13 protein-coding genes are annotated in these 14,053 nt (G+C 45.3%); 1 reads left to right on the top strand and 12 read right to left on the bottom strand.

The window, feature by feature from the left end; genetic code table 11:
* Nucleotides 1-354: 354 nt before the first annotated feature.
* The 6 genes from BUB35_RS15625 to murA all read right to left on the bottom strand — a co-directional run bounded on the left by BUB35_RS15625 (nucleotide 355) and on the right by murA (nucleotide 5,911).
* A complete protein-coding gene (locus BUB35_RS15625) occupies nucleotides 355-1,194 on the bottom strand; it encodes a DUF3795 domain-containing protein (RefSeq protein WP_072853261.1) in 840 nt (279 codons plus the stop codon).
* 292 nt (nucleotides 1,195-1,486) lie between these two features.
* A complete protein-coding gene (gene ftsZ / locus BUB35_RS15620; protein WP_072853259.1) occupies nucleotides 1,487-2,626 on the bottom strand; it encodes a cell division protein FtsZ in 1,140 nt (379 codons plus the stop codon).
* 128 nt (nucleotides 2,627-2,754) lie between these two features.
* Complete coding sequence (locus tag BUB35_RS15615; RefSeq protein WP_084730740.1) at nucleotides 2,755-3,120, bottom strand: small basic family protein; 366 nt, start codon at nucleotides 3,118-3,120, stop codon at nucleotides 2,755-2,757.
* Nucleotides 3,117-3,839, bottom strand: a complete 723-nt coding sequence (locus BUB35_RS15610; protein ID WP_072853257.1) for a DUF881 domain-containing protein — start codon at nucleotides 3,837-3,839, stop codon at nucleotides 3,117-3,119. The genes BUB35_RS15615 and BUB35_RS15610 overlap by 4 nt, the downstream gene beginning before the upstream one ends.
* A gap of 15 nt (nucleotides 3,840-3,854) precedes the next feature.
* A complete protein-coding gene (locus tag BUB35_RS15605) occupies nucleotides 3,855-4,646 on the bottom strand; it encodes a cell division protein FtsQ/DivIB (RefSeq protein WP_054329979.1) in 792 nt (263 codons plus the stop codon).
* 11 nt (nucleotides 4,647-4,657) lie between these two features.
* Nucleotides 4,658-5,911 carry a UDP-N-acetylglucosamine 1-carboxyvinyltransferase gene (gene murA / locus BUB35_RS15600; RefSeq protein ID WP_072853255.1) on the bottom strand — a complete coding sequence of 418 codons (1,254 nt, stop codon included), beginning with the start codon at nucleotides 5,909-5,911 and terminating at the stop codon, nucleotides 4,658-4,660.
* A 129-nt stretch (nucleotides 5,912-6,040) separates the two neighbouring features.
* On the opposite strand from murA, the gene BUB35_RS15595 reads away from it, so the two are divergent.
* Complete coding sequence (locus BUB35_RS15595; protein ID WP_072853252.1) at nucleotides 6,041-6,973, top strand: P1 family peptidase; 933 nt, start codon at nucleotides 6,041-6,043, stop codon at nucleotides 6,971-6,973.
* Between the two features lie 50 nt (nucleotides 6,974-7,023).
* Here the strand turns inward: BUB35_RS15595 and BUB35_RS15590 are convergent, their stop codons facing one another.
* From BUB35_RS15590 to BUB35_RS15565, 6 genes are all read right to left on the bottom strand, one after another.
* Nucleotides 7,024-7,911, bottom strand: coding sequence for a LysR family transcriptional regulator (locus BUB35_RS15590; RefSeq protein ID WP_072853251.1), 888 nt, complete (start codon nucleotides 7,909-7,911; stop codon nucleotides 7,024-7,026).
* Nucleotides 7,912-8,138: 227 nt separating this feature from the next.
* Nucleotides 8,139-10,103 carry an NAD-dependent DNA ligase LigA gene (ligA, locus tag BUB35_RS15585; protein WP_072853249.1) on the bottom strand — a complete coding sequence of 655 codons (1,965 nt, stop codon included), beginning with the start codon at nucleotides 10,101-10,103 and terminating at the stop codon, nucleotides 8,139-8,141.
* 12 nt (nucleotides 10,104-10,115) lie between these two features.
* Nucleotides 10,116-12,353, bottom strand: coding sequence for a DNA helicase PcrA (pcrA, locus tag BUB35_RS15580; RefSeq protein ID WP_072853247.1), 2,238 nt, complete (start codon nucleotides 12,351-12,353; stop codon nucleotides 10,116-10,118).
* Nucleotides 12,354-12,441: 88 nt separating this feature from the next.
* Entirely contained in the window at nucleotides 12,442-12,768 is a 327-nt protein-coding gene (locus BUB35_RS15575; protein ID WP_072853245.1) for a YerC/YecD family TrpR-related protein, read from the bottom strand.
* An 89-nt stretch (nucleotides 12,769-12,857) separates the two neighbouring features.
* Entirely contained in the window at nucleotides 12,858-13,574 is a 717-nt protein-coding gene (locus BUB35_RS15570) for a phosphatase (RefSeq protein WP_072853243.1), read from the bottom strand.
* A 133-nt stretch (nucleotides 13,575-13,707) separates the two neighbouring features.
* Nucleotides 13,708-14,053: integrase core domain-containing protein (locus BUB35_RS15565; protein ID WP_072853241.1), on the bottom strand; the 346-nt coding region annotated here is incomplete at its 5' end.

Below are 14,053 nucleotides of genomic sequence, written 5' to 3'. Positions count from 1 at the left end.
GTGCTAAACTGTTTGCCATAAAAGCATCGTCCTTTCTTATGTAAAATATTTAGGCTTGAACACCCTTATTTTACAACAAGGACGATGCTTTTTGCTTAAGCTTTAATCTCACCCGCAGAGCGGGCGGTTGTTAAAGGCTGCTTTGCAGCCTTCAGCACTAAAGTAATAAAACAAAGAAAGCCAAAATCCTTATGATGATAAAGGATTTTGGCTTTCTTATTTTTTGGAGATTTTATTTGTTATGTTTTCTTATGAAGACAGCTGCCGCAATTCCCCTTAAGAAATCAGAGAAAAGGAAAATCAATGTTTTCTTAAGGGAATTTGCTTTGTAGCGTATCCTTTTAAATTTTCAAATCATGTATACTCCTTAAACAGCACTGCCATGCGATACAGATAAACCAGCTGCATAATACCGATGACAAAAACACCAAGACCGCCTACAATGACCAAAATCGCCCCAATGATGCCTAAGAACATCAGACAAATGCCCGCTGTCATACCACCAATGCAAATGAGGTTCCATGTCCAAAGTTTTTTCCATTTTTCCGAAAACTCCAGATCAAAATCTTCCAGTACCGCCGCGTTGCCATAAAAGAAAAAGTAATCTACTGCAAGACCGATGGCTGTTGCCACCAGAAGCATAATCAATGCCAAAGCGATACTGTTTTCCACAACGAGCAAAACCACTACCGCCAGCAAAGCGCTGATGATGGAACAAATACCTGCCTTGCCATATTTTTCTTCTACATGACGCAGCTGCAGCAAAATCAGGCAATAGATCACCTTTATGGCAATACCCGACACAGTCCCAATAAAATAAATCCGTGGACTCACCTGTGACAGACTATCCTGCGACAGTAATCCTGTAATAAGACTTGCAATAAGAAGCCAGAACAAAATCCACAGCCATTTTCCCAGCACCTTTGCTTTTTCTCTTTTTTGAACTTCTTTTTCTTCTTTTGCCGCCGCTTCCGCAATGCGTATCTGCGGCATCTGATCTTTCTGCTGTCGTTTTGTACAGCTCATAGCTTCCTGACAGGTATCACAGTTTGCATGATACTTGTCCCGACAACATTCCGCAATGGGACAGTCACCGCCAAACCGCCTGCCCGGTCCTTCTTTGCAGCCTCTGCACGCTTCTGATAGTTTCTCCTGACATAAATCACAATCTTTTCCACAAAATGTTTCTGTCATACATTTCCCCTCCTGTTTCTCTCTTCATAAACTTTCCCCAAAGCTTTGTACATTCATTGTACATGAAAATTATTACAAAATATAACAGGATATTATTTTTCATTATGTCATACAAAACAAAACAGGAAAACTATTGCAGTTATACCAAAACACACCTGAAAGCCCTGTAATTCTTGCTAATTTCAGGTTTATGTTTTTGTCTAACATCTACTTTGTCACAAAAAAACGGATAAACCCTTTTCAGGATTTATCCGTTTTGATTGTTCCTTATGTACAGAAGATGTATTAAAGATTAGAATTTCTTTCTTGTCAGGAAATCAGGAATTTTGATTTCAGATTCGAAGTCGTCCAGATCTGCAAATCTTCTTGCGGGACGCTGTTCTGCTGTTTCTTCTGTGCTTTCTTCCACAACTTCTTCTGTTGTTTCAGGCGCTTTTTCCACAGGCTGTGCCACTCTTCTGGGTTCGGGAGCGGGAATGTCGTCTTCCAGACCTGTTGCGATAACAGTAACGATAACTTCATCCTGCAGTTCTTCGTTGATGGTTGTACCGAAGATGATTTCTGCTTCGGGATCGATAGATTCTCTGATCAGATCTGCTGCTTCTTCTGTTTCCATCAGACCCAGGTTCATGTCGCCGCTGAAGTTGATCAGGACGCTCTTTGCACCTTCGATAGTTGTTTCCAGCAGAGGGCTCTGGATTGCCATTTTTGCTGCGATTTCCGCTTTGTTTTCACCAGCAGCACGACCAATACCCATGTGGGCAACGCCTTTGTCTGCCATAACGGTGCGAACGTCTGCAAAGTCCAGATTGATAACGCCGGGTTTGGAGATCAGGTCTGCAATACCCTGTACGCCCTGTCTGAGGATTTCGTCAGCTTTGCGGAATGCTTCTGTCAGTGTTGTCTTTTTATCGATGATGCTCAGCAGTCTCTGGTTGGGAATGATAACCAGTGTATCTACGTTCTTTTTCAGTTCCGCGATACCTTTTTCTGCATTGCTCATTCTCTTTTTGCCTTCAAAGTTGAAGGGTTTTGTAACAACGCCTACAGTCAGGATACCCAGTTCTTTGGAGATCGCTGCGATTCTGGGTGCTGCACCGGTACCTGTACCGCCGCCCATACCTGCTGTGATGAATACCATATCGGAACCACGCAGAGCCTGCGCGATTTCATCCTGTGTTTCATCTACGGATTTTTCACCGATTTCAGGGTTACCGCCGGCGCCAAGACCTTTGGTCAGTTTTTCACCAATCTGAATTTTTGTGCTGGATTTGGATTTTGCCAAAGCCTGTCCATCTGTATTAATGGAAATGAATTCCACGCCGTCCAGTCCATCTTCAATCATACGGTCAACAGCGTTGTTGCCACCGCCGCCTACACCGATTACTTTTATTTGTGCCATATTGCTCATTGGGATGTCAAATTCGAGCAAAAAAATCCCCTCCTACCAATTCCATAATCATAACTTTAATTATACATGAAAAAAAGACGAATTACCATACAAAAACAGAATAATTCATAATTTTTTTCGATATTTTTAACTTTCTTTTTTGACCTTTCTTACTCTTCTCCTATCATAGCCTCTTTTTGCCTTTTATTCAACAAAAATCTTCTAATTTTACTAAAATTATAAAAAATCCGAGAACCAAAGACAACAATGGCAGCAATAGACAAATCCATATTCAGCTGTTTTCCCAGCCAAACCAGACCAATGGCAACGATGCCATTGATGAAAAAGCCGCTGACGAATATCCGCATCTGAAACTGATGCTCCATATCCGCGCGCACACCGCCCAGCACCGTATCCAGACACGCCAGAATTCCAACGCCGCCATAAGCCATCATGGCATAAGGCAGCACAATGCCGCTTTTGATTCCCAGAAGAATCCCTGCGCATAATCCAATAATAGGAACGATGATTTTCATGACGCATCTTCTCCTTCCTCTGTTGTTTTCCACAACGCAGACTGGGTATAAGCCGGAACGGTCACAGACGCTTCCTCACGAATGTCAATGACAATGCCCCAAGGAGAAAGGGTATCCACAACGCCGCCGGGAAAACGTAAAGCCGCCTGCAACACACTAGCATCTCCAATGGCTTTGATTTCAAAAGGCGCAGCCACACGCACACCATTAACTGTAATAACGCTGCCGGCACAGGTGATACCGCTTTGGGCTACGATCCGCTGTTCATTGACGGAAACAGCTTCCGCTCCTGCCACAAAAAGTTCATTGACGACTTTCAAAATATCTTCCGCATGGACAAGATAAGCATTCTTATCGCCGCCCATATCTTTGTCACTGTCATCCATGGTCACAACGATACCGGCACCTGTCTGTTCTGACAATCCGGCAAAAGCCCGCAGTTTCTCATTTTCTTTCTGCAAAGATTCCAGTGCCGCGCCGTCAGATTCTCCTGCTTCATATGTTTCCAGCAGTTCTGCCTGCTTGTCCAGCTGTTTTTCCAGCGCTTCTTTTTCTTCCCGTTCCTTGCGCAGTTCCGCGGAAAGTTCTGTCAAACGCACGTTGTCCGTACCTGCCGCTGAAGCCGCCTGAGACTGCACCGTATTATACTGCACACCAATCAGCATACCCAAAATGGCACACAAAGCTGTAATACCGGGTATGATTCCCTTTGGTTTCATCCGTCTGTCACCTTCTTACAACAAATACTGGAACACAATGGGCTTGGAAAGATCACTCAAATCCAAAGTCCCTCTGTCCTCCTCGGGAATGGTCACCACAACTGCCGCCATGGTACGTATTTTCTGATCCATATTATCCATGGTACCCAAGTGTACCTGTACTTGGTTTACCGTTGCATAAATATCCGATGTGTTGGATACATCCACTTCCACTGCAAACTCCGTCAGATTATACTTCTGTATCATCTGAGAAATCTGAAGCATCACCTGCAAGGATTCCTGATTTTCCACCTGCAAAACTTCTCCGCGCTGGAAACCGGAAAATACCAGACCTTTTACCAAAGGCAGCCCTTCCGTATAAACATTCTGGACATCCAGCACCCGTCCTTCTTCGTCTATGTACAGATAAGAACCCATATAAGGCACATAGGCTCTTACCTTCCGTTCTGTCAGGGAAATGACCATGGTATCAGGGAATTCCCAAACCAATCTGGCATCTTTGATATAAGGGTCTTGCCGCAGAATATCTTCCGCTTTGGAGCGATTGAACAGTATGGCATTATCCCCTTGATTCAGACCGATTCTTTCACAAAGATCTGATGTGGCAAACCGTTCGGAATTTTCCACCCGGATATTTTTGACAGCAAAAAAAGGAGAAAACAGAAACGCTGCCCCTGCCAACAGTATCAACACTGCCGCAATGACGTATTTCTGCGGAATTTCCAGCCGTTTTTTCCGTGGCTGGTAATATTCCAGTTCCTCCATCAAATCAATGTCTTCCATCTGTTTTTTTCTTTTTTTTCTCATGTAATCACCTTTTATGATACCAGCTGCACCCGTCCGCCCAGAAATGTCAGGGCGTCTTCCAGTTTTTCATAACCCCGTTCCACAAAAGCGCTGCCTTCGACGATGGTTTCTCCTTCTGCTGCCAGAGCCGCCAGCAAAAGTGCTGCGCCGCTGCGCAGATCTGTTGCTCGCACTTTTGCACCATGAAGTTTTTCCACGCCAAAAACTGCCGCATTTCGACCGTGCACCTGTATATTCGCTCCCATGCGGCATAATTCTGCCACATGGCGAAACCGTGCTTCAAACACTGTTTCACTCATCATACAGGTTCCTTTTGCCAATGTCAATAGACTCATGACCATTGGCTGCATATCCGTAGGGAAAGCAGGATACGGTCCGGTTGCCAGTGTAAAGTCCGACAAAAGCCGCGTAGGCGCCTGCAAATAAACGGCGTCTTCCTCATACCGCAGCCCACAGCCTGCCTTTTCCAGCACTTCCAGTGTCTGCTCCATATACTGTTTTTCCGCTCCATGGAGATACAGCTTTCCACCCGTCATGGCAGCGGCACAAAGAAACGTCCCTGCCTCGATGCGGTCAAAAGGTACTTCAAACACCGCTCCATGGAGTTTCCTCACACCTTCTACCATGATGGTAGGGGTACCTTCTCCATAGATTTCCGCACCGCATGCCCGCAGAAAACGAGCCAGAGCCACAATTTCTGGTTCTCTTGCCGCATTGTGGATGACCGTGGTGCCCTCTGCTTTCACGGAAAGGAGCAGGATATTTTCCGTAGCGCCTACGCTGGGATATTCCAGATAAATATGGTACCCCAAAAGCAAAGGTGCCTCACAATGGAAAATTTCGTTTTCCTCCCGAATCCGTACGCCCATTTTCTCAAAGGCACGCAAATGCAGATCAATGGGACGTCGACCGATCACACATCCGCCGGGGTGTCCCAGACAGGCTTTTTTCATCCGACCAAGCAGTGCCCCCAGATACAGTATGGAAGAACGCATTTTCCCCACCATTTCCTCACTGATTTCTGTTTTTTCAATATTCCGGCTGTCAATGGTCAGTGTTCTTCCTTCCAGTTTTGTCTTACAGCCCAGTTCCTCCAAAATTTCCAGAGAAACAAACACATCCGTAATATGGGGCACATTTTCCAGCACCACTTCATCTCCAGCTAAAATGGATGCCGCCAGAATGGGCAGCACTGCGTTTTTACTGCCTCTGACTGTGTATTCCCCACCAATGGTTCCGCCGCCCGTCACCCGATAATATCCCATTGCTTCTCCTCCCGCACATACCAAGATAATGTCATTCTATGGCGGTCAAGATTCTTTGGTGCTTTTCCATATTTACAAGGGCTTTTAATACAGGTAATATAAAAGAAAACACACCTTCAGGAGGAAATTATGAAGCATAATATTTTAGATATCAAAGGCTTGAAAGTCGGTCAGGCACAAAATACAGAAGCAAAAACAGGCGTTACCGTTGTCATTGCGGAAAAAGGTGCTGTCTGCGGCGTAGATGTCCGCGGTGCCGCTCCCGGCACAAGAGAAACAGATCTGTTAAACCCCATCAATGCCATGGAAAGAGTACAGGCCGTTGTCCTTTCCGGCGGTTCCGCTTTTGGTCTGGAGGCTGCCAGCGGTGTCATGGACTATCTGGAAGAAAAAGGCATCGGCTTTGACGTAGGTGTCACAAAAGTTCCCATCGTTCCCTCTGCTGTTCTTTTTGATTTGGGCTATGGAGATGCCTTTGTGCGTCCTGATAAAGCTATGGGCAGAGCTGCCTGCGAAGCCGCTTCCGACGAAATCCTCATGGAAGGCGATTACGGCGCAGGCTGCGGCGCAACGGTCGGGAAACTCAATGGCATGGAACACTGCTGCAACAGCGGCATCGGTTCCTGGGCAGAAACTACAGAAAACGGCATCACTGTGGCTGCCCTCATTGCGGTGAACGCTTTTGGGGATGTTTGGGAAAACGGCAAAATCATTGCCGGTACCAAAAATCCTGATGGCACCTTTGCTAATACAGAAGAAGGCGTTATCAAAGCCGCATCTTCTCTTTCCTTTGGCGGCAAAAACACCACCATCGGTATCATTGCCACCAATGTGAAACTGACAAAAGCTCAGGCTGCAAAAGTTGCCGGCATGGCACACGATGGTCTGGCACGGTGCATTCGTCCTATCCACACCACTTTGGACGGTGATACCCTGTTCTGCATGTCCACAGAAGAACTGGAACTGCCCACCGCCCCCGTAGACGTTGTGGGGATTCTAGCTGCAAAAGTCACAGAACAGGCTGTGCTGCGGGCCATCAAAACAGCAAATCCACAAATTTGATCATTCCATGAAAAAACGGCTGAGGAAAAACCTCAGCCGTTTTTTCATGTTCACTTTTCTTTTGTACGCTGAATGATATATTCTTTGAATTTTTCCACTGCCGGCGGCAGATATCGATTGAGCACATAAGCCATATATACCATTCGTTTGGAATAAGGCGTATCAAATTCTAGTTTTGTGACTTTATAATTCTGTATGGATGGATTATCTGTAATGATTGCGATGCCCTGGTTTGCTGCCACCAGCCCTGCCATGGAGTTGACATCTTCAAACTGACAGAGGATGTTGGGCATGATCTGCGCTTTGACAAACAAATCATCAATGATACGACGCATCCCACTTTCTCTTGTATAGCAGATGAGGGGATATGGACAAATATCCTGAATGGTTACTTTTTCTTTTTCCGCCAGAGGATGATTTTCCGGCACAATAACCACCAGACCCTGTTCATACACAGGAATAAATTCCACATCACTCTCATTTTCCACCATGGAGCAGAAAATCAAATCATATTTTTCCCGCTTCAGGTTGTAAAGTAATGTTTTGGTATTGCCTTCATAACAGGAGAAAGAAATGTTTTTATTCTGGGGATCATCCAGAAAGCCTGCAATGATTTCCGGCACAAAATTGGTCCCAACGGATGTCATATAAGCCAAACCTACATGACCGCCGCCTTCTGCCACCAACCGCTCGATCTGGTTTTTCCCCAGCTCCAGCTGGGTCAGGGCATTTTCCACATAAAACATGTAAATTCTGCCGTATTTTGTCAGTACCACATTTCGTCCCTGTTTTTCAAAAAGGAAGGCACCCAACTCTTTTTCCATCGCCGCGATGGAATGACTTAGGGTAGGCTGTGAAATATTCAGCTTTTCGGCAGCTTTTGTATAATGCTCTAATTCTGCCAAAGTCTTGAAATAATACAGCTGGTTTAAGTTCATAGTAACCTCTCCCGCCTTTCTATATTTTTTATTATAACAAAAAATCAAGAAAAATACAGAAAAAAATGTGAAAATATGCTATTTTTTTGTATTTTTGGAAAAGAAATTCAAGAAATAACATTATCCTTAGTGCATCATGGATGAAATAGTTTTTCTGCCGATAATTTATTTCATTTTATAAAAAATCGACTCATTTTTCTATCAAAAAAATGAGTCGATTTGCATATTTATTCTTCTTTTTTTCCAAATCGTTCCACAAAAGCGTTTTCGTCCAAAATGGGAATTCCCAGCTCCTGGGCTTTCTTATTTTTGGAAGAAGTGGAATGAACATCATTATTGATCAGGAAATTGGTTTTCTTCGTCACACTGCCTGTCACCTTGCCGCCATTGGCTTCAATATAAGCAGCCAGTTCCTTACGGTTGGCAAACTGCTCCAAATCCCCTGTCACCACAAAAGTCAAGCCGTTGAGGGGTGACTGAGAGGTATCTTGCACTTCTTCCACACGGAAACGCAAATACGGCAAAGCATCTGCCAGCAGTGCCAGATGCTGTTCATCATGGAAATACTGATGGATGCTATGGGCAATGATTTCCCCAAAGCCTTCGATGGCTGCCAGTTCTTCCGTTTCTGCCGCCTTGATTTTTTCCAAGTCATTATCAAAAGACTTACAGAGCAGTTTTGCGTTCCGCAGACCTACATGGTTGATACCAAGGGCATAGATAAAGTTTGCCAGATACACATCCTTTGCTTTTTCCACAGAAGCAATGAGATTTGTATAAGATTTTTCACCGAAGCCATCCATTTCCAAAATGGCATCTTTGTGTTCTTCCAATCGGAACAGATCGGGATACTGGTTGATAAAACCCTTTTCCAAGAATTTTTTCAGAGTTTCTTCAGAAAGCCCTTCCATATTCATGGCATCTCTGGAAACAAAGTGGCTCAATGTCTGGACACGCTGTGCCTGACAGCTGGGATTGGTACAATATAACGCTTTCCCATCCCTAAGGCTGCGTACTTCCGTTTCACCGCCGCAAACGAAGCAATGAGCAGGGATTTCCGCAGAAGCAGAACGAGTCAGATTTTCCGCAATCTGGGGAATAATCATATTTGCTTTATAGACTTTAATGGTATCCCCAATGCCCAGTGCCAGTTCTTCCAGAATACTGACGTTGTGTACACTGGCACGGCTTACCGTAGAGCCTTCCAGTTCCACAGGGTCAAAAACCGCAATGGGATTCATAAGACCTGTACGGGAAGTGTTCCATTCAATTTCCCGCAAAGTAGTTTCCGCCATTTCGTCTGCCCATTTGAAGGCGATGGAGTCTTTGGGGAATTTAGCTGTCCGTCCCAGACTCTGGCTGTAAGAAATGCTGTCAAAAGTCAGCACCAAGCCATCAGATGCAATGTCATTGCCTTCGATATGTTCCCGGAAATATTCCACCGCATCCAGAATGGTATCTCCCGTGACTACTTTGGATTCTACAACTGTAAAGCCCAAAGAAGTCAGCCACTGCATATTTTCTGTTTTACTATCGGAAAGTTCTTTTCCTTCCGCACTTACCAGCGTAAAGGCAAAAAACTGCACATTTCGCTTTGCGGCAATTTCGCTGTTCAGCTGTCTTACGGTACCGCTGCAAAGGTTTCGGGGATTCTTATAAGCATCCCCTTCGCCCAGTTCCTCATTGATTCGCTGGAACTCTGAATAAGAAATAACACCTTCGCCTCGAAGCACCAATTCTCCGTCAAAAGCAATCTTCAAAGGCAGGTTTGCAAACACACGGGCATTATGGGTCACATCTTCGCCGATTTCCCCATTGCCTCTGGTGATTGCCTGTACCAGTTCCCCGCCGCTGTATTTCAGCACAATGGTCAAGCCATCCAGTTTCCAGGACAAAATGCCTTTCTTGTCCCCCAAGAAGCTTTGAAGCTTCAAGGGGTCTTTTGTTTTATCTAGTGACAAAATGGGGCTTTCGTGACGGATTTTCTGCAGATTGCTCAAAACCGTATAGCCCACGTTCTGGGTAGGGCTGTTTGCCAGCACCATGCCTGTTTCCGCTTCCAGCTGCACCAGTTCGTCATAGAGTGCGTCATACTGCTGGTTGGACATGATTTCCGTATCTTTCTGATAATAGGCTTCCGCTGCCTCATTGAGGAGGGCAACCAGTTCCTTCATTCTCTCCATATTCCGCATCGCTCCCAAAGATTATTCGCTGACTTTGATCAGCTTGGAAAGTTTTGCCATAAATTTCTTGGTTCCTTTTTCGCCGAAGGATACCTCTACTTCAAAATCTGCGCCGCCGCCCTGAATGGATTTGACAACGCCAATGCCGTACTTCGGTGCACGGACTTTATCGCCTACTTCGTAATCCAGCTTAAAGTCCTTAGGCGCAGGCATTTCCCGTTTGATGGGCTGGGCATAAGGGTTCACTTTGCTGCGTGTAGGTGTCACAGGACTTACTTTCATGCTTTCCCGCATTGCGTATTTCTTTGCCATATCGGACATCTGACGAGTAGGCATATCCACCAAATCCTGAGGGATTTCTTTCAGGAAACGGGAAGGTGGATTGTACTGTGTCAGACCATGCTGCATACGGCTTTTTGCGTGAGTCATGTAAAGCACTTCTTTTGCACGGGTGATACCTACATAACAAAGACGGCGTTCTTCTTCAATTTCTTTTTCACCGCCAAACATAACAGCACGGTAGCCGGGGAAAATGCCTTCTTCCATGCCGATGATGAATACATAAGGGAATTCCAGACCTTTTGCGCTGTGCAGGGTCATGAGTACCACACTTTCATCCCCTTCATTGTATCCGTCAATGTCAGCCACCAGAGCCACTTCTTCCAAGAATCCTTCCAGACCTGCTTCGGGATTCTGTTTATCATATTCTGTTGCCTTATTGACAAATTCGTCGATGTTTTCGATTCTTGCCAGTGCTTCGTCAGTACCTTCTGTCAAAAGCTGCTGCAGGTAGCCACTGCGTTTTACCACGGCATCAATGAGTTCTGCCGCTGTCATGCCTTCATAATCACGACGCAGGCTTTCAAAAAGTTCATAGAATTCTTTGAATTTCTTCACTCTTGTTTTCAGTTCCGGCATATCATCCAGATGCGCCAATGCTTCATAAAGCCCCATGCCATGGTTCTGAGCATAGGTTACCACTTTTTCCAGAGAAGTATCCCCAATACCACGTTTGGGCACATTGATGATTCTCCGCAGTGCAATGGTGTCCGCAGGGTTTGCCAGTACTTTCAGATAAGACAGAATGTCTCTGATTTCTTTTCTTTCATAGAACCGCACGCCGCCGAACAGACGATAAGGGATGCCTCTTTTTACCAGCTGGTCTTCCACAGTACGGGACTGTGCGTTAGCACGATACAGCACCGCAAAGTTATTCAGGCTCTTGCCTTCTTTGTGAAGCTGTTCAATCTGTTCTGCCACATAACGTGCTTCGTCGTATTCGTTGTCTGCTTTATAAATGTGGATGATGCTGCCACTGTCGTTTTCTGTCCAAAGGGATTTTTCTTTTCTGGTCACATTGTTATGAATGACTGCGTTTGCCGCATCCAGAATTTTCTTGGTGGAACGATAGTTCTGTTCCAGTTTGATAACAGTTGTGTTGGGGAAGTCTTTTTCAAAGTCCAAAATGTTGCGGATGTTGGCGCCTCTCCAGCCATAAATACTCTGGTCGTCGTCCCCTACCACGCACAGATTTTGGTATTTTGCAGCCAGCATATGCACCAGTTCATACTGGGATGTGTTGGTATCCTGATATTCGTCTACCATGATATAACGGAAACGTTCCTGATATTTATCCAGCACTTCTGGATGGGTACGGAACAGCAGCACTGTCTTATAAATCAGATCGTCAAAGTCCAGGGCGTTGCTTTCTTTCAGCAGCTGCTGATAAAGCTGGTATACCTTTGCCAGACGTTTGCCTTTGATATCAAAAGGATCTACGGTCTTTGCATAGTCTTCCCAGCTGACCATTTCTTCTTTCTGTTTGCTGATCTGAGAAATGGCAGCACGAACGGAAAAACTCTTGTCAATGGGGCTCATATTCAGGCGTTTGAATACTTCCTTCATGACTTTTTCCTGATCGTCCGCGTCATAAATAGAGAACTGACCATCATAATCCAGATGGCTGATTTCCCGGCGCAGGATACGCACGCAGGTAGAATGGAATGTGCTGATCCAGATATCTTCTGCACCCTGTCCCACCAGTTTGTCCACACGTTCCCGCATTTCTTTGGCTGCTTTGTTGGTGAAAGTAATTGCAAGAATATTCCAGGGTTTTACGCCCGTTTCCAGCAAATGGGCAATACGGACTGTCAGTGCACCTGTCTTACCGCTACCAGCACCTGCCAGCACCAAAACGGGGCCTTCCGTCTGCATAACCGCCTTTTGCTGCATATTGTTCAACTGTTCAAATCCAATCATGTTTTTACTCCTGTTCTGTCTTTTTGGCAAAGAAAAGGAAGCGGACACCTGAGAAAGTGCCAACTCCCTTCCTAAGCTCATCTATGGGTTACTGTTCTGCTTCTTCCGTTTTTTCCGTCTGGTCACCATCGCCATATACTCTGCTGATCGCAAGTTTATAGCCATCCGTACCATAATGCAGGCAGCGGTTCACGCGGCTGATGGTGGCTGTAGAAGCCCCTGTCTTGTCCGCAATTTCCACATAAGTCTTTTTTGCGTTCAGCATAACCGCTACTTCCATACGCTGGGCAATTGCCTGTATTTCATTGACGGTGCATAAATCCTCGAAAAGCTGGTAACATTCTTCTACGGTTTCCATGCTGAGGATACACTGAAAAAGCCTGTCCACTAATTCACTTTTGATTTTTTTGTTCATAACCGAACGCCACCTTTGCTCTCAATATCTTATTACATATTAGCATACTAAAGTGTTAAAGTAAAGATTTTTTTGGCGTTCTGATGAAATTATTTGTTGCGCTTTAACGCGCTGATGAGCCCATCCACGCTGGCGTTCAGCACCAAACTTTTGGGAAAATCCACTTTCTTCATCAATGCTTCCGCATGGTCAAATTCGCCAATGCTGGTATAAAAATGCGCATCACTGCCAACCACCACAGGCAGTTTTGCTTCTTTGCAAAGGCGCAGCATATACTCTATGTTGTCCGCACTTCCGTCCCGAAACCCGCCGGGAATAAGAGAAGTGTTATTGATTTCCAAAATGGTGCCTGTTTCTTTGGCTTTTTCCACCAAAAGTTCATAATCCAGCGGATAACGAGGGTCTCCCGGATGTCCCAGAATATCCACTAAGGGATTTTCCATAACCTTCAGGCAGGCTCTTGTGTTTTCCTCTTTGGTACCCGGTGCCAGACAAGGTGTATGCAGGCTGGCAATGGCAATATCCAGACGGGAAAGGACTTTCTCGTCCATATCCACTGTGCCGTCAAAGTCCATGATATTCAGTTCAATGCCCCGCAGCACACGCACCCCATGAAGTTCTTTGGGCACCACATGGAGATTGGCGAAGTAAGCATGACATGTGGTATGTGCCATCATAGGCGCATGGTCTGTGATGGCAATAGCCTCCAACCCTTTTCGTGCCGCACAGAGGACATTTTCGTCCAAAGTGCTGTAAGCATGTCCGCTGGCAATGGTATGGGTATGAGTATCAATCAGATATTTCATGATGACTCCCTCTCTTTTATTATGATCGAAAAAGGTTCAAATGGAACCAAACCTTTTTCATAGGAATTATACCATTTTTTCCATGGAATGAAAAGAAAAAACGCCCAAATCTCAAAGAAAAACTGTGGGTTTGTCAAACATATGTTACACCCTCCTTAATAAATTCCTTCAGGACAGTCTGTGGGGATTTCCAACCCAGAGGTCTCATAGGGAACAGATTATAGTCCCTACGGTTATAGACTTGGAGCTGCCTGGAAAAGTCCTCAAAGGAATAAAAGGTATGGGTGGCATAAAACCGCTCGTTATCCTTCCGGTGGCTGCGTTCCACTTTCCCGTTATGACGGGGTGTGAAAGGACGGATCAGTTTATGACGGATTCCATGCTCCTTTAGAGTTCGCTGAAAAGCTGTTAAGGTCACCTGTCCGGGAGTTGAGAATCGCTTTGTGAATTCCATACCATTGTCAGTTTGGACACATTCG

The sequence above is a fragment of the Anaerotignum lactatifermentans DSM 14214 genome (genome assembly GCF_900142265.1).
In the GTDB taxonomy this organism is placed as follows: domain Bacteria; phylum Bacillota; class Clostridia; order Lachnospirales; family Anaerotignaceae; genus Anaerotignum; species Anaerotignum lactatifermentans.
The sequence above is the reverse complement of the archived record's forward strand: the minus strand, read 5'-3'. Positions and strand labels throughout refer to the sequence as shown.

Bases quoted from the DNA above. Each gene is read 5' to 3' on its own strand.
- BUB35_RS15625 (WP_072853261.1), bottom strand. From the start codon at position 1,194: ATGACAGAAACATTTTGTGGAAAAGATTGTGATTTATGTCAGGAGAAA.
- BUB35_RS15615 (WP_084730740.1), bottom strand. From the start codon at position 3,120: ATGAAAATCATCGTTCCTATTATTGGATTATGCGCAGGGATTCTTCTG.
- BUB35_RS15610 (WP_072853257.1), bottom strand. From the start codon at position 3,839: ATGAAACCAAAGGGAATCATACCCGGTATTACAGCTTTGTGTGCCATT.
- BUB35_RS15605 (WP_054329979.1), bottom strand. From the start codon at position 4,646: ATGAGAAAAAAAAGAAAAAAACAGATGGAAGACATTGATTTGATGGAG.
- murA (WP_072853255.1), bottom strand. From the start codon at position 5,911: ATGGGATATTATCGGGTGACGGGCGGCGGAACCATTGGTGGGGAATAC.
- BUB35_RS15595 (WP_072853252.1), top strand. From the start codon at position 6,041: ATGAAGCATAATATTTTAGATATCAAAGGCTTGAAAGTCGGTCAGGCA.
- BUB35_RS15590 (WP_072853251.1), bottom strand. From the start codon at position 7,911: ATGAACTTAAACCAGCTGTATTATTTCAAGACTTTGGCAGAATTAGAG.
- ligA (WP_072853249.1), bottom strand. From the start codon at position 10,103: ATGCGGAATATGGAGAGAATGAAGGAACTGGTTGCCCTCCTCAATGAG.
- pcrA (WP_072853247.1), bottom strand. From the start codon at position 12,353: ATGATTGGATTTGAACAGTTGAACAATATGCAGCAAAAGGCGGTTATG.
- BUB35_RS15575 (WP_072853245.1), bottom strand. From the start codon at position 12,768: ATGAACAAAAAAATCAAAAGTGAATTAGTGGACAGGCTTTTTCAGTGT.
- BUB35_RS15570 (WP_072853243.1), bottom strand. From the start codon at position 13,574: ATGAAATATCTGATTGATACTCATACCCATACCATTGCCAGCGGACAT.